This window comes from Roseibium sp. 10G30-5 (assembly GCF_055809635.1).
Window position 1 is genome coordinate 105,553 of sequence record NZ_CM147918.1, and the last position, 15,532, is coordinate 121,084.

The following is a 15,532-nucleotide window of genomic DNA, read 5'->3' on the forward strand; positions in this document are numbered from 1 at the left end:
GTTGAACACTTCGGAGCCGTAGCGGGCGGGGCGCTGATGCCTTTCCCACCGCGTAACCGGACCAGGAATGGAAAGTGACGGATCTTTCCGGCAGCTCTGTGGCCGTCGGAAAGCAGGTCGCGAGGATGGCAGCAAATGAAGAAGCTGATAGTTGACGGCAAGGAAGTGGAAGTCCCCGCAGACTACACGCTGTTGCAGGCCTGTGAGGCCGCAGGGGCGGAAGTGCCGCGTTTTTGCTTCCATGATCGCTTGTCGATCGCTGGTAACTGCCGCATGTGCCTGGTGGAAGTGAAGGGTGGGCCACCCAAGCCGACTGCTTCCTGCGCCATGTCGGTTCGCGACATGCGTCCGGGGCCGGAAGGCCAGCCGCCAGAAGTCTTCACGAAGACGCCGATGGTCAAGAAGGCCCGCGAAGGGGTGATGGAGTTTTTGCTCATCAACCACCCGCTGGATTGCCCGATTTGCGATCAGGGCGGTGAGTGCGATCTTCAGGACCAGGCAATGGCCTATGGTGTCTCCGGCTCACGCTTTGGTGAGAACAAGCGCGCCGTTGAGAACAAGCATCTTGGGCCGCTGGTGAAAACGGTGATGACGCGTTGCATTCACTGCACGCGCTGCGTTCGTTTCACCACTGAAGTGTGCGGTGTGTCCGATATGGGCCTCATCGGCCGCGGCGAAGACGCCGAGATCACAACTTATCTGGAAGCCGCGCTGTCTTCTGAAATGCAGGGCAATGTTGTTGATCTGTGTCCGGTCGGGGCGCTGACCTCCAAGCCTTATTCTTTCCAGGACGCGTCCTTGGGAGTTAAACAAGACCGAAAGCATCGACGTGATGGATGCGCTCGGATCTGCCATTCGCGTTGATACCCGTGGCCGTGAAGTAATGCGCATCATGCCGCGTCTCAATGAAGCGGTGAACGAAGAGTGGATTTCGGACAAGACACGCTACATCTGGGACGGTTTGCGGACCCAGCGTCTTGATCGTCCATATGCGCGCAAGCATGGCAAATTACAGCCGGTATCCTGGAATGAAGCATTCCAGATTATTGCTGATAAGCTGAAAGGTGCTCACCCTGAACGGGTTGGCGCACTTGCCGGGCAATTCTCCAGCGTGGAAGAAATGTTCGCGCTCAAGACTTTGATGAGCAAGCTCGGTGTTGCCAACATCGACAGCCGTCCGGTGTATTCGCCGCTTGATCCGGCTGCGGGACGGTCCAGTTATCTCTTCAATTCCACCATCGAGGGGATTGAAGAGGCGGATGCTATTTTGCTGATCGGCACCAATCCGCGTCTTGAAGCGACGGTTTTGAACTCGCGTATCCGCAAGCGTTACCTGCGCGGGGACGTGCATATCGGTCTGATCGGCGAGAATGCCGACCTGACCTATCCGGTCACCTATCTGGGCGCTGGCCCGGACAGCCTGACGAAGCTGCTCGAGCACCCGATGGCCAAGGCTGAAAAGCCGATGATCATTGTTGGGCAGGGCGCGCTGAATCGGGCCGACGGGGCTGCTGTTCTGGCGACGGCGGCCAAGGCTGCCAAGCAGCTTGGCGTGATCAAGGACGGCTGGAACGGCTTCAATGTTCTGCACACCGAAGCGCATCAGGTCGGGGCGCTGGATCTCGGCTTCGTACCAGGCATGAGGGGGGCAAGTCCACGGCTCAGATGCTGGAGCAGGGTGCGCTTGATGTCATGTTCCTGCTCGGCGCAGATGAAGTTGAGGTTCCGGCTGGCACTTTCGTCGTTTATCAGGGCACGCACGGTGACCGGGGTGCGCATCGCGCCGATGTCATTTTGCCGGGGGCGACCTACACGGAAAAATCGGGCATCTATGTGAATACGGAAGGCCGCGTCCAGATGGGCGACCGCGCTGGCTTCCCTCCGGGCGATGCCCGCGAGGACTGGGCCATCCTGCGCGCCTTGTCCGCCGTGCTCGGGCAATCGCTGGATTTCAAATCCTTGCGCGAGTTGCGCGGACAGCTCTTTGCCGAGTTCCCGCATTTTGCAGCGATCGACGAAATCGAGGCAGGCGAGATCAGCCAGATTGAAACCCTGGCATCCGGTGATACGTCCATGACTGCCGCGGGATTTGCGAATGTGATCCGCGACTTCTATCTGACCAACCCGATTGCGCGCGCTTCTGCAGTCATGGCGGAATGTTCCGCTCTGGCGCAGGCCCGTGTTGCCGAAGCCGCGGAATAAGGGAGAGACACGTCAATGTCGGAATTCATGACAGCCTATGGCTTTCCTTTTCTCTGGATGGTTCTGGAGAGCCTCGTGCTGCTCGTCGTCCTCCTGGTGATCATCGCGTATATTCTGTATGCGGATCGCAAGATCTGGGCAGCGGTTCAGTTGCGCCGTGGTCCGAATGTTGTCGGGCCTTTTGGTCTGTTCCAGAGTTTTGCCGATCTGTTGAAGTTCGTGCTGAAAGAACCGGTCATTCCGGATGGATCGAACAAGATCCTGTTCTTGCTGGCGCCGCTTGTCAGTGTGACACTGGCTCTGGCGGGCTGGGCTGTGATGCCGGTGGCGCAGGGCTGGGTCATCGCCAATATCAACGTTGGCGTTCTCTATATTTTCGCGATCTCCTCGCTTGGTGTCTACGGCATCATCATGGGCGGTTGGGCATCGAACTCGAAATATCCTTTCCTGTCGTCGCTGCGCTCTGCCGCGCAGATGGTGTCTTATGAAGTGTCGATCGGCTTTGTCATCGTCACGGTGCTGATGTGCGCCGGATCGTTGAACCTGAGCCAGATCGTGGCATCGCAAAACACCGGTCTTGCCAACATGATCGGTTTGCCCTGGCTGACGATCCTGAACTGGTACTGGCTGCCGCTGATGCCGATGATGGTCATCTTCTTCATCTCGGCGCTGGCGGAAACCAACCGTCCACCGTTCGATCTGGCAGAAGCAGAATCCGAGCTGGTGGCCGGCTTCATGGTGGAATATGGCTCGACCCCGTACATGATGTTCATGTTGGGCGAATATGCTTCGATTTCGCTGATGTGTGGCCTGTTGACGACCATGTTCCTCGGCGGCTGGTTGCCACCGTTCGATTTCGTGCCTTTCACATGGGTGCCGGGTGTCATCTGGTTCCTGCTGAAGTCGCTGCTGGTGTTCTTCATGATCGCAATGGTTAAGGCCATGGTGCCGCGCTATCGCTACGATCAGCTGATGCGCCTGGGCTGGAAAGTGTTCCTGCCGATCTCGATTGCCATGGTGGTGATTGTGGCTTTCGTCCTGATGCTGACGGGCTGGGTGCCCGGTGGTGTGAGCTGACGGCATAAAGTGATTTAACCCTCGCGGGCGTGATTGGTGGATCCAATGTCTGGGAGGGGCTGCTTCGGGCAAATGTTTGGACAAGGTGTCTGGGCAATTGAACTAAGAGCGGCGGGGTGAGGGGAACGTCCAGATGCCGATAAGCGGTGTCGCGCCTCTTGCCATCTTTGAGCAAATGGTCCGGCTGCATATGAGATGCGCTGGAATGTCTGGCCGGGAAAGCCCGGTGAGAGTGTTAAGGAAGGCACAAGGCGATGGGACTTGATCAGGCCGCCAAATCGCTGTTTTTGAAAGAGTTCGTTTCGGCGTTCTTTCTTACGATGCGGTATTTTTTCAAGCCGAAACCAACGATCAACTATCCCTTTGAAAAGGGGCAGGTGAGCCCGCGGTTCCGTGGTGAACATGCGTTGCGTCGTTATCCCAACGGTCAGGAACGCTGCATCGCCTGCAAGCTGTGCGAAGCCATCTGCCCGGCGCAGGCTATTACGATTGAAGCTGGTCCGCGACGCAATGACGGCACCCGCCGCACGACGCGCTACGACATCGATATGGTGAAATGCATCTACTGCGGCTTCTGTCAGGAAGCCTGCCCGGTGGATGCTATCGTCGAGGGGCCGAACTTCGAATTCGCCACCGAAACCCGCGAAGAGCTTTACTACAGCAAGGAAAAGCTTCTCGCCAACGGGGACCGGTGGGAACGTGAGATCGCTCGCAATATTGCGATGGATGCGCCTTACCGTTAAGGGCGCGCAAACTTCAATCGAGAGCAGGCTGCAATCCGGCGGTTCTGCTTTGGAACGGTCGACAACGGCCAGGATGACAGGCAGGTCTCTTCATGATCCTGAACGCACTTTTCTTCTATCTTTTTGCCGGGGTCACCGTTGCGTCTGCAATCATGGTGATCTCGTCACGCAACACCGTGCATTCGGTCTTGTTTCTCATTCTCGCGTTTTGTAACGCCGCTGGCCTGTTCATCCTTCTGGGGTCCGAATACCTGGCGATGTTGCTCATCGTGGTCTATGTCGGGGCGGTCGCCGTTCTGTTCCTCTTTGTGGTGATGATGCTGGACGTCGACATGACGGAAGTGCGCGAAGGGTTCCTGCAATATTTGCCAATCGGGGGGCTGATCGGCCTTGTGCTCCTGATGGAGTTGCTGATGGGCGTGGGGGCCTGGGTGATTGCGCCCGATGTCGTTCACACCACGGCGGAGCCGATGGCTGCCTTGGGACATGGAACAACCAACGTTGGCGCCATCGCCAGCGTGCTCTACACGAAATACATTTTCTACTTCCAGCTCTCTGGCCTTGTGCTGCTGGTGGCGATGATCGGGGCCATTGTGCTTACGCTGCATCACCGCGAGAACGTCAAGCGTCAGAATATTTCGGATCAGGTTGCCAGAACGCCAGAAACCTCAGTGGAGGTACGCAAGGTGGAATCGGGCAAGGGTCTTTGAATTTCGCGCTTCGGCGCACTCAGCCAAGGACCGGGGGCAGGCCAAGTGTCATTCCCGCAGCACCCGGTTGGTCTTAACGAAGGGAGCACGACGAGGCACCCATGCATATCGGTCTGTCGCATTATCTGTCTGTCGCGGCCATCCTGTTCACGATCGGGATCTTCGGGATCTTTCTGAACCGGAAAAACGTGATTGTCATCCTGATGTCCATCGAGCTTCTGCTGCTCGCTGTAAACATCAATTTTGTCGCCTTTTCATCGTTCCTCGGGGATCTGATCGGGCAAATCTTCACGCTGCTTATTCTGACGGTTGCAGCCGCTGAAGCGGCAATCGGACTGGCAATTCTGGTGGTCTATAACCGTAATCGCGGTTCCATTGCCGTTGAAGACATCAACATGATGAAGGGCTAGGGGCGCATGTATACGGCAATTGTTCTATTGCCTCTGATCGGCTTCCTGATTGCAGGGCTGTTCGGACGGTCTATCGGTGACAAGGCGAGCGAGTACATCACAAGTGGTCTCGTGATCCTTGCGGCGGTGCTGTCGTGGATCGCCTTTTTCACGGTTGCCTATGGGCAAACGACTATCGAACCCATCACCGTGATGCGCTGGATTTCAGCCGGTGCACTGAATGTGACCTGGGCCATTCGAGTGGACACGCTTACCGTGGTCATGCTGATCGTGGTCAACACGGTCTCGGCGCTGGTGCATGTCTATTCCATTGGCTACATGCATCATGACCCGCATCGCCCGCGGTTCTTTGCCTATCTGTCGCTCTTTACTTTTGCGATGCTGACGCTGGTCACCTCGAACAATCTGCTGCAGATGTTCTTCGGCTGGGAAGGCGTCGGTCTGGCGTCGTATCTGCTGATTGGCTTCTGGTACAAGAAGCCTTCGGCCAATGCGGCGGCGATGAAAGCCTTTGTCGTCAACCGGGTGGGAGACTTCGGCTTCGCGCTTGGCATTTTCGGCGTTTTCTATCTGTTCAAGAACATCGACTTCGACACGATCTTTGCCTCCGCGCATACTATGTTCGGGGACGCGGGCAATGCCCATAAGGTTGTAATGCCATTCTTGGGCTATGAGCTGGATTCACATGCGGCCATGACGGTCGTCTGCCTGCTTCTGTTCATGGGGGCCATGGGCAAGTCGGCGCAGTTCCTGCTGCACACCTGACTGCCGGATGCCATGGAAGGCCCGACGCCTGTGTCGGCGCTTATTCACGCTGCGACCATGGTCACCGCCGGTGTTTTTATGGTGGCGCGTCTGTCACCTCTGTTCGAACTGTCGCATGTTGCGCTCACAGTGATCATCTTCTTCGGTGCGACCACGGCCTTCTTTGCTGCAACGGTCGGGCTGGTGCAAAATGACATCAAGCGCGTTATCGCTTATTCGACCTGTTCTCAGCTTGGCTATATGTTCGTGGCTCTGGGATGTGGCGCTTATTCCATCGCTGTGTTCCATCTGTTCACGCACGCCTTCTTCAAGGCACTTTTGTTCCTGTGCGCCGGTTCGGTGATCCATGCCGTGTCGGACGAGCAGGACATGCGCAAGATGGGTGGCCTACGCAAGTTCATCCCCTGGACCTACTGGACCATGATGATCGGCACGCTGGCTCTGACCGGTTTCGGTATTCCTTTCACGCACCTGGGCTTTGCAGGGTTCGTGTCCAAGGATGCCATCATCGAGGCCGCCTATGCGGCCGGGTCGGGTGAACATGCCAATGGCATGGCCATGTACGGCTTCTGGTTGACGGTAATTGCTGCCGCGTTGACATCCTTCTATTCATGGCGCCTGACGTTCATGACTTTCCATGGCAAGCCGAAGGCATCTGTCGACGTCATGAAGCACGTGCATGAAAGCCCGTGGGTCATGCGAGGGCCGCTGGTTCTGCTGGCCATTGGGGCCACATTGGCGGGGATGGTGTTCTACGTTTCCTTCTATGGCGCCGGTTACGATGCCTTCTGGAAAACGGCGCTTCCGTCGATGGAAGACAGTCATGTGCTGCACGCAATGCATGATGTTCCGGCCTCAGGTTTCTGTCAGTCCGTTCGTCATGATGCTCGGCGGCTTCCTTGTTGCATATTATTTCTACGTTGTTTCCCCGGAAACTCCCCGGAAACTGGCGCAGCGCCATAACGGCCTCTACAAATTCCTTTTGAACAAGTGGTATTTCGACGAGTTGTATGGCTATCTTTTTGTACGCCCGGCACTGAGTCTCGGACGCTTCCTGTGGAAGAAGGGCGACGGGACAGTTATTGACGGTTACGGGCCTAATGGTGTGGCCGCACGCGTTCAAAGTATTACGGCTTGGATGGTCAGATTGCAGACCGGTTACCTGTATCACTACGCCTTCGCGATGCTGATTGGCGTAGCTGCTCTGATCACCTGGTCGATGTTTAGTGGCGCGGGGCCAGTTGGAGGAGCGCACTAAATATGTTGAATTGGCCAATCCTATCTCTCACGACATTTTTGCCCCTTGTGGGCGTCGTGTTTATCCTGCTCGTCCCAGGCGACGATGAAGGTGCAAAGCGCAACATCCGTATGGTTGCGCTGGTGACAACTGTCTTCACCTTCGTCTTGTCGTTGTTCATCTGGGCCGGTTTTGACTATGGCAATCCGGGCTTTCAGATGGTTGAGCAGGGGGATTGGCTCGACGAAGCAATTGGCTACAAGATGGGCGTCGACGGGATCTCGCTTCTGCTGGTGATCCTGACGACGTTCCTCATGCCGTTCTGCATTCTCGCCAGTTGGGAGAGTGTGCAGAAGCGGGTGAAGGAATACATGATTGCGTTCCTGATCCTGGAGACCCTGATGATCGGCGTGTTTTGTGCGCTGGATCTGGTGGTGTTCTACGTGTTTTTCGAGGCCAGCCTCATTCCGATGTTCCTGATCATCGGCGTTTGGGGAGGACCGCGTCGCGTCTATGCTTCGTATAAATTCTTTCTCTATACGCTGTTCGGCTCGGTTCTGATGCTGATTGCGATGATGGCGGTGTACTGGGAGGCAGGCACCACCGACATCGTGCAGCTCTTACAGTTCAATTTCCCGCCTGAAATGCAGACGTGGTTGTTCCTGGCTGTTCTTCGCAAGCTTTGCGGTGAAGATGCCCATGTGGCCGGTGCATACCTGGTTGCCAGACGCCCACGTCGAGGCGCCAACGGCTGGGTCCGTTATTCTGGCTGGCATTCTGCTGAAGCTCGGTGGTTACGGCTTTCTACGCTTTTCGCTGCCGATGTTCCCGGTCGCGTCCGAGATGTTCGCGCCCTATATTCTGGTGTTGTCGGTGATTGCCATTGTCTACACCTCGTTGGTGGCGCTGGCTCAGGAGGACATCAAGAAGTTGATCGCCTATTCCTCTGTGGCTCACATGGGTTACGTGACGATGGGTTTGTTCACCTTTACGGAGCAGGGGGTTCAGGGCGCTGTGTTCCAGATGCTGTCGCACGGCATCGTTTCGGGGGCACTGTTCCTCTGCGTCGGGGTGATTTACGACCGAGTGCACACCCGCGATATTGCCGCCTACGGCGGGTTGGTCAATCGGATGCCGAAATATGCGGTGGTCTTCCTAATCCTGACAATGGCCAATGTCGGGCTGCCCGGCACCTCTGGTTTTGTCGGCGAAATTCTGACGTTGATCGGCGCCTATCAGGCCAACACCTGGATTGCGGTGATCGCAACCACGGGTGTCATTCTGTCAGCGTGTTATGCGCTGTATCTTTTCCGTCGAGTGGTCTTCGGGGCGCTTGAAAAGGAAAACCTCAAGCAGATTCTCGATCTGAGTATGCGGGAGAAGGTTCTTCTTGCTCCCCTGATTATCCTGACGATTGTTTTCGGTTTCTACCCCATGGCGCTTCTTGATGTGACGCAGGGTGCCGTCGACAATCTTCTGACACACATGCGCACGGCGCTTGACGCGGCTGGTTCCATCCAGCATGCGGCGAGCATCGCGTACTAACGTTCCTAAGGCGAGATTAAAGCCAATGGCTGATGTAAACAGTGTTCCAGACCTTCTCCCAGCGCTGCCGGAGATCTTTCTCTGCGTTGGGTCTCTCATCCTCCTGATGGTGGGAGTGTATGCGGGCAAGAGCGCCAATTTTGTGGTGAACGGGATTGCGATGGGCCTCATTGCTGTCACCGGCCTTGGTGGTGTTGCCCTTCTGGGCCACTCAGGGGAGCACGTTTTCAGGAAGCTTTGTCCTTGATGACTATGCCTTCTTTCTGAAGGAGCTGATCCTGATCGGCTCCTTCTTCGCCATCGCCATGGCCTGGGCCTTTTCCAAGTCCCAGACCTTCAACCGTTTCGAATATCCGGTTCTGGTGCTGCTGACGACGGTTGGCATGATGATCATGGTTTCGGCAACGGACATGATCTCGGCCTATCTCGCTTTGGAATTACAAAGTCTGGCGCTTTATGTCGTCACGTCGATCAATCGCGACTCGGTCCGCTCGACTGAGGCCGGGCTGAAGTATTTCGTGCTCGGCTCGCTGTCCTCCGGCATGTTGTTGTATGGCATGTCGCTGGTTTACGGTTTCTCGGGTCAGATCGGCTTTACGGAAATCTCGACACTTCTGTCGACGAACGGATCGTCTTTCGGCCTTATCGTTGGTCTGGTGTTCATTCTCGCCGGCATGGCCTTCAAGGTGTCTCTGGTGCCCTTCCACATGTGGACGCCAGATGTGTATGAGGGCGCGCCGAGTCCGGTGACCGCTTTCATGGCGGCCGCGCCAAAAATCGCCGCGATGGGTCTTCTCATCCGCATCATCGTTGAAGCCTTCCAGCCGATTACCCATGACTGGCAGCAAGTCGTCGTTTTCGTGGCGATTGCCTCCATGGTGGTCGGCGCATTCGGTGCAATCGCGCAGCGCAATATCAAGCGGCTGATGGCCTATTCCTCCATCGGTCACATGGGTTACGCCCTGGTGGCACTGGCCGCTGGCACCGAGACAGGTGTCGAAGGTGTGCTTATTTATATGACCGCCTATCTGGCCATGACGCTCGGCGTCTTCGCCTGTATCCTGTCGATGCGTCGCAAGTCGGGCATGGTTGAGGAAATCGACGAACTGGCCGGTTTGTCGCGCACCAATCTGCCGGTTGCCATTGCCCTTGCGGTGTTGATGTGGTCACTTGCCGGTATTCCACCGTTCCTGGGCTTCTTTGCCAAGTGGTTTGCCTTCTCCGCCGCCGTGCAGGCCGGATTGTTCCCGCTCGCCGTGATCGGGATCGTGACCTCGGTAGTTGGCGCCTTCTATTATCTGCGCGTCATCAAGGTGATGTTCTTTGACGAGCCGGCCGAACCTTTCGAGAAGATGCCGGTTGAGCTGGGCTTCATCCTGGCGGTGTCGTCCTTTGTGGTGGCCTTCTTCTTTATCGCGCCGGGGCCAGTGGTTGATGCGGCCGCATCGGCTGCCGGTTCTCTTTTCTGATCAAAGAGATGATCGTTGAACCGACAATAGAAACGAGAAACCCGGTCGGCGAACGACCGGGTTTTCGTGTGATGAAGTTCGGCGCAATGCCGTCGACCAACACCTATGCCCTGGAGCGCGCACGAGGCGGCGACGAGGGGCATCTTTGGGTGGTGGCGGCCGAACAGACCGCAGGACGTGGCCGGAGAGGAAGACATTTCGTTTCTTCGCGCGGTAACCTTTTTGCGAGCTTTCTACTTGTCTTCCCAAGAATTGAGGAGCATATAGGGGACTTGCCGATGGTTGCTGCCGTAGCGGCGGCCGAGGCTGTAGAGAATGCGACGGGTCAAAGTGATCTCGTTTCTCTCAAATGGCCCAATGATCTCCTTATTGGTGATGCGAAGCTCTCGGGAATCCTCCTCGAGGCAGAGCGTCTGCCAGATGGACGTCAGGCGTATGTCATCGGTTTCGGTGTAAATTGCGTCAGCCATCCAGATATACCGAACTACAACTGCACGGATCTGTCCGAAGAAGGGTTCACTGTTTCGCCGGAAGTGCTTTTCGAAGCGCTTGCACATGCATTCACGTCGTGGATTGCACATTGGCGCGGCGAGGGCGGGTTTGCAGCTGTGCGCGAGGCGTGGCTTGCGCGTGCGCGCCACCTGTGGGCAGCAGATTACGGTGAAAGATGGCAACACGGAACGCAGCGGAACGTTCGTAAATATTGACATGAATGGGCATCTGGTGCTCGAAGATGAGACTGGATGTCAGACCAAAATCTATGCGGGTGACGTTTTTTTCGAAGACGCCGAGAAGACATCGGCTCCGAGGCAGCGTTGACGCGAAGAATAAAGGGCGTGCAGCCTGACCCCAGCCGGGTTCGAAAGGGAAAACCCTCGGACCCGGGCGGCGTCAGCGTTGTCGTGCCTCATGCAGGAGCGTACTGATGAACGACTGGCCAATATTATCCCTCACGACGTTTCTCCCCCTGTTGGGCGTCGTGTTTATTCTTATGGTGCAAGGATCTGACGAGGCGGCGAAAACCAATATTCGCCGTGTAGCGCTGATCACCTCTGTTGCCACCTTCGTGCTGTCTCTTTTCATCCTCTTCGGGTTCAACTATGACAACCCGGGCTTCCAGCTCATCGAGCAGGACAGCTGGATGGGCGGCGCAATCACCTACAAGATGGGGGTTGATGGCATTTCGGTGCTGATGGTGCTTCTGGCAACCTTCCTCATGCCGTTCTGTATTCTGGCCAGTTGGGAAAGCGTTCAGACCCGCGTCAAGGAATACATGATCGCTTTTCTGGTGCTGGAGACACTGATGGTCGGGGTTTTCTGCGCCCTTGATCTCGTGATCTTCTACGTCTTCTTCGAAGCGACCTTGATCCCGATGTTCCTGATCATCGGCGTATGGGGCGGCGCCAAGCGCGTTTATGCCTCCTACAAGTTCTTTCTTTATACGCTGCTTGGCTCGGTTCTGATGCTGATTGGCGTCATGGCCGTTTATTGGCAGGGGCACACCACGGACATCGTTGCGCTCCGCGATGTTCAGTTCTCCTCGTCAATGCAGACGTGGTTATGGCTCGCCTTTTTCGCCAGTTTCGCCATCAAGCTGCCGATGTGGCCACTGCACACCTGGTTGCCGGACAGCTATTCTGAAGCTCCGACCGCCGGATCAGTGATGATGGCAGCCATCCTGTCGAAGATGGGCATTTACGGTTTCCTGCGAATTTCGTTGCCGATGTTCCCGGATGCCTCGCATTACTTCGCGCCAATGGTGTTTACGCTATCAGCCATCGCTATCGTCTACACCTCGCTTGTGGCCATGGTGCAGGGCGATATGAAGCGGCTGATCGCCTATTCCTCGATTGCTCATATGGGGTTTGCCACGATGGGCCTTTTCACGATGACACCAGAAGGGGTGCAGGGCGCTGTCTTCCAGATGCTGTCGCATGGCTTGGTCTCTGCGGCTCTGTTCCTCTGTGTCGGCGTGATTTATGACCGCATGCGGACCCGCGAGATTTCTGCTTATGGTGGGCTTGTCAGCCGTATGCCGAAATACGCCGTTGTCTTCATGATCCTGACAATGGCCAATGTTGGTCTGCCAGGCACATCTGGTTTCATCGGAGAAGTGCTGACATTGATTGGTGCGTTCCAGGTGAACTCGCTCGTCGCGGTGGTTGCCACGACCGGTGTTATTTTGTCGGCCTGTTATGCGCTTTATCTGTATCGCCAGGTGTTGTTTGGACCGATGGAAAAGGACAGCCTGAAGTCGCTGCTTGATTTGAAGCCGCGCGAGAAGGTGATCCTGGCTCCGCTGGTGATCCTCATTATCGTGCTGGGTGTTTACCCGAATGCTGTGCTGGATATCAGCCGCGGGTCGGTGAACAATCTGGTGTCGAACTATCATCAGGCCTTGGCGCAGCCCGCCAATGCCGAAAAAACGGCAAGCTTGGGCAAGTAATTCAGTCCGGTAAACCGCTTGATCTTGTGTCAACCGCTCTTCCGCCTTGCGCGGGGGGCGGTTTGCGCATATTCACGCTGAAGCGCGTCTTCATGAGGAGCGGGACGGCTGGCATCTTTTGGGATGTGAGGCCTGAGACCGCCCCTTTTGAAGGCACGTTCTTATTTTTCGCATGGGTGCAGGATCGACGGTCCTGGTCCCGAAGTTCATCCGGACGCGATTGTCCGGTCTGTTTCAAGGTCAGTCCCGCCGTCAAAACGGTGTGAAGGGCGACAAGGGAGCAGCAAGTGGAGTAACGTATGGCATCCGCCACTGATATTGTTTTTCTGCCCCTCGGTGGGGTAGGTGAAATTGGAATGAACCTGGCGCTTTATGGCGTTGGCCCGAAGAATGATCGACGCTGGCTCATGGTTGATTGCGGCGTCTCCTTCGCCGGTCCTGACCTGCCGGGGATTGATCTGGTGTTTCCGGACATCAGCTTTCTTGAAGAGAATATCGACCGTATCGAGGCCATGGTCATCACACATGCCCATGAAGATCATTACGGCGCGATTGCGCATCTCTGGCCGTTCCTGAAGATCCCTGTCTATGCAACGGCTTTTACTGCCGGTCTGCTGGCCTCGAAGATTGAGCGCGAGCCAGGCGTTGAAGAAGTGCCTGTCACGGTCGTCAAGCAGGGTGACCGGATTGATATTGGTGCATTCAATGTTGAGTTTATTGCCATGACACACTCGATCCCGGAGCCCTGTGCTCTGGCGATCCGTGCGGGGGGCAATCTGGTTCTGCACACAGGCGACTGGAAAATCGACCCGACCCCCGGAATCGGCAAATCGATCGATCTCGATCGTCTGCGCGAACTGGGCGACGAAGGTGTCACGGCGCTGGTTTGCGACAGCACCAATGCCATCCGTGATGGCGTCAGTCCGAGCGAGGCTGATGTCGTCGCCGAACTGACCAAGGTGATGAAGTCCGCCACCAAGCGCATTGCGATTACCACCTTTGCCTCTAACGTCGCTCGTATTCGCGGTATTGCACTGGCGGCTGCGGCCTGTGACCGGGATCTGGTGGTCGTTGGCCGCTCGATGCACCGCGCGATCGAAGTGGCGGGTGAACTCGGGTATCTCGATGGCTTGGCCCCGTTCCTGGACGAGGATGCCTTTGGCTATCTGCCGCGCGAAAAAGCCGTGCTGCTTTGTACCGGCTCGCAGGGCGAAGCCCGCGCCGCCTTGTCGCGTATTGCCGGTGGTGAGCATCGCCACATTGCCTTTTCCAAGGGTGACACGGTGATCTTCTCGTCGCGCACCATCCCTGGCAACGAGAAGGCTGTGGGCGCTGTTCTCAACAATCTTGCCAAGAGCGGTGTGCAGATCGTGACTGATCGCGACGCGATGGTGCACGTCTCAGGCCATCCGCGTCGGGGCGAACTTGAGCAGATGTATCAGTTGGTGCGACCGTCTGTGGCCGTGCCGGTTCACGGTGAGCCACTGCATCTGGCCGCTCATGCTGCCTTTGCTGAAAAGATGCAGGTTCCGGAAGTCATTCAGATCGAAAACGGCAAGATCACCCGTTTGAACGCGGGTCGTGCCGGTGTGGTGGGCGAGATTGAGCCGGGCATTCTGGTCATGGATGGCCACATCCTGGACGATCCGGATGAAACTGGTGTGCGGGATCGCCGCAAGCTGTCGTATGCGGGCATTCTTGTCGTGTCGCTTGTTGTCAATGCCTCTGGAAACCTGCTGCACGATCCAGCGATTGTCATGATGGGCATGCCGGAAAGTGATGACGAAGGTGAAGCGATGGAAGACATCGTGCGCAAGGCGGTTGTCGGTGCTGTTACCAGCATCCCCAAGGCACGCCGCAAGGACCGTGACTTGATCGGGGAAGCCTCTCGCCGTGCGGCACGGGCGGCCGTGCTGGACGTGTGGGGCAAGAAGACCCAGGTTCGGGTGACTGTCACCACAATCTGACGCGACCGTCAGACACTGTCTAATCTCTGCGAAAGCGGGGCGCGGGTTTTTCCCACGTCCCGCTTTTTCGTCTGAAACCGAATCTAGGCGAATACCTGCAAAGGCTGGGTATTTCGCAGACTTGCAGGGTCACGGAGATCCGCGCACAATAACTCTCGCAAGGGCAGTTCTAGGCGGAGAAGCTCAAGGGTGGAGCCTCAGCCAACCGGGAGAAGGCGATGGATATCATTTATTATTCCGCGATTTACATCATGATCTGGTGGATCTTGCTGTTTGCCGTTCTACCTTTGGCGGCTGGCCGCTCACAGGCAGAGACCGGGATAATTACTCCGGGCACTGAGCCGGGCGCACCGGTGCGCCCTCGGTTTCGCCGAGTCCTCATTTTGACGACACTTGGGGCCAGCGCGATCTTTCTTCTGGGATTTGTTGCCACCCATATCGGTCTGTCCTTGGACGAGATTCCATTTTTGACGCCGCCTTCGGACCGTTTTTAGGCACACCGACTTTCGCTTTTAGCGCCTGTGAACAGGTCTTTTCGCTGATATTTTTTTCCGGAAAAGTCATTGAATAGCTGCACGAGACAGTTTCAGGCATGAAGAAGTCGTGAATCATGCCTGAAATGGCCTTTTAAATGCCGATGTTCTGACGGGGCGGGGGCGAGGGAAGATCAATAAGACCACGATCCAGATCCATTGCAGCGCTGCTTAGCAATCTTGTCAGGGGCAATTGTGGCTTGCCTCAGCGTTATGCGGGTGATGAAAAAAGAGGTGAGGGGCGTGCCTGCTCATTCTTCGCCTGTCTCCACTTGCACTGGAGGTGGCAATCTATTGTCCTGAAACGGCGGAAAACAGGTAATCTAGGCAAAAAAAAGCAGGGCCGAAGCCCTGCTTTTTCAGTAACGCGTCTATACTCTCATCACTGGAACGATGTTACATTCCAATTCGGCAGCACACTTAGAGTT

General features: G+C 56.4%; 9 protein-coding genes and 4 pseudogenes. All 13 read left to right on the forward strand.

Features of this window, described 5'->3' with window-relative positions; genetic code table 11:
- Nucleotides 1–135: 135 nt before the first annotated feature.
- Nucleotides 136–2,202: pseudogene (gene nuoG, locus AC0L7U_RS00620) on the forward strand (NADH-quinone oxidoreductase subunit NuoG).
- 15 nt (nt 2,203–2,217) lie between these two features.
- Nucleotides 2,218–3,279, forward strand: a complete 1,062-nt coding sequence (gene nuoH, locus AC0L7U_RS00625) for an NADH-quinone oxidoreductase subunit NuoH (RefSeq protein ID WP_473692984.1) — start codon at nt 2,218–2,220, stop codon at nt 3,277–3,279.
- Between the two features lie 254 nt (nt 3,280–3,533).
- Nucleotides 3,534–4,022 carry an NADH-quinone oxidoreductase subunit NuoI gene (gene nuoI, locus AC0L7U_RS00630; protein WP_473692986.1) on the forward strand — a complete coding sequence of 163 codons (489 nt, stop codon included), beginning with the start codon at nt 3,534–3,536 and terminating at the stop codon, nt 4,020–4,022.
- Nucleotides 4,023–4,114: 92 nt separating this feature from the next.
- Nucleotides 4,115–4,732, forward strand: a complete 618-nt coding sequence (locus tag AC0L7U_RS00635; RefSeq protein ID WP_473692988.1) for an NADH-quinone oxidoreductase subunit J — start codon at nt 4,115–4,117, stop codon at nt 4,730–4,732.
- A 101-nt stretch (nt 4,733–4,833) separates the two neighbouring features.
- On the forward strand, nt 4,834–5,142 hold the full coding sequence (gene nuoK, locus AC0L7U_RS00640; RefSeq protein WP_473692990.1) for an NADH-quinone oxidoreductase subunit NuoK: 309 nt from the start codon (nt 4,834–4,836) through the stop codon (nt 5,140–5,142).
- A 6-nt stretch (nt 5,143–5,148) separates the two neighbouring features.
- Nucleotides 5,149–7,165, forward strand: a pseudogene (gene nuoL, locus AC0L7U_RS00645) (NADH-quinone oxidoreductase subunit L).
- 2 nt (nt 7,166–7,167) lie between these two features.
- Nucleotides 7,168–8,689, forward strand: a pseudogene (locus AC0L7U_RS00650) (NADH-quinone oxidoreductase subunit M).
- Nucleotides 8,690–8,714: 25 nt separating this feature from the next.
- Nucleotides 8,715–10,158 (forward strand): annotated as a pseudogene (nuoN, locus tag AC0L7U_RS00655) (NADH-quinone oxidoreductase subunit NuoN).
- An 8-nt stretch (nt 10,159–10,166) separates the two neighbouring features.
- Nucleotides 10,167–10,865, forward strand: coding sequence for a biotin--[acetyl-CoA-carboxylase] ligase (locus AC0L7U_RS00660; protein WP_473692992.1), 699 nt, complete (start codon nt 10,167–10,169; stop codon nt 10,863–10,865).
- Nucleotides 10,819–10,977, forward strand: a complete 159-nt coding sequence (locus AC0L7U_RS00665; RefSeq protein ID WP_473692994.1) for a hypothetical protein — start codon at nt 10,819–10,821, stop codon at nt 10,975–10,977. Before AC0L7U_RS00660 ends, AC0L7U_RS00665 begins: the two co-directional genes overlap by 47 nt.
- Before the next feature lie 106 nt (nt 10,978–11,083).
- Nucleotides 11,084–12,604 carry an NADH-quinone oxidoreductase subunit M gene (locus AC0L7U_RS00670; protein WP_473692996.1) on the forward strand — a complete coding sequence of 507 codons (1,521 nt, stop codon included), beginning with the start codon at nt 11,084–11,086 and terminating at the stop codon, nt 12,602–12,604.
- 299 nt (nt 12,605–12,903) lie between these two features.
- Nucleotides 12,904–14,571, forward strand: coding sequence for a ribonuclease J (locus AC0L7U_RS00675; protein WP_473692998.1), 1,668 nt, complete (start codon nt 12,904–12,906; stop codon nt 14,569–14,571).
- A gap of 218 nt (nt 14,572–14,789) precedes the next feature.
- Entirely contained in the window at nt 14,790–15,065 is a 276-nt protein-coding gene (locus tag AC0L7U_RS00680) for a DUF1467 family protein (protein WP_473693000.1), read from the forward strand.
- Nucleotides 15,066–15,532 lie beyond the last annotated feature (467 nt).

What these genes read in the sequence shown, in the direction of transcription:
- AC0L7U_RS00675 (WP_473692998.1), top strand. Translation starts at nt 12,904, where the DNA reads ATGGCATCCGCCACTGATATTGTTTTTCTGCCCCTCGGTGGGGTAGGT.
- nuoI (WP_473692986.1), top strand. Translation starts at nt 3,534, where the DNA reads ATGGGACTTGATCAGGCCGCCAAATCGCTGTTTTTGAAAGAGTTCGTT.
- AC0L7U_RS00680 (WP_473693000.1), top strand. Translation starts at nt 14,790, where the DNA reads ATGGATATCATTTATTATTCCGCGATTTACATCATGATCTGGTGGATC.
- AC0L7U_RS00660 (WP_473692992.1), top strand. Translation starts at nt 10,167, where the DNA reads ATGATCGTTGAACCGACAATAGAAACGAGAAACCCGGTCGGCGAACGA.
- AC0L7U_RS00670 (WP_473692996.1), top strand. Translation starts at nt 11,084, where the DNA reads ATGAACGACTGGCCAATATTATCCCTCACGACGTTTCTCCCCCTGTTG.
- AC0L7U_RS00635 (WP_473692988.1), top strand. Translation starts at nt 4,115, where the DNA reads ATGATCCTGAACGCACTTTTCTTCTATCTTTTTGCCGGGGTCACCGTT.
- nuoK (WP_473692990.1), top strand. Translation starts at nt 4,834, where the DNA reads ATGCATATCGGTCTGTCGCATTATCTGTCTGTCGCGGCCATCCTGTTC.
- nuoH (WP_473692984.1), top strand. Translation starts at nt 2,218, where the DNA reads ATGTCGGAATTCATGACAGCCTATGGCTTTCCTTTTCTCTGGATGGTT.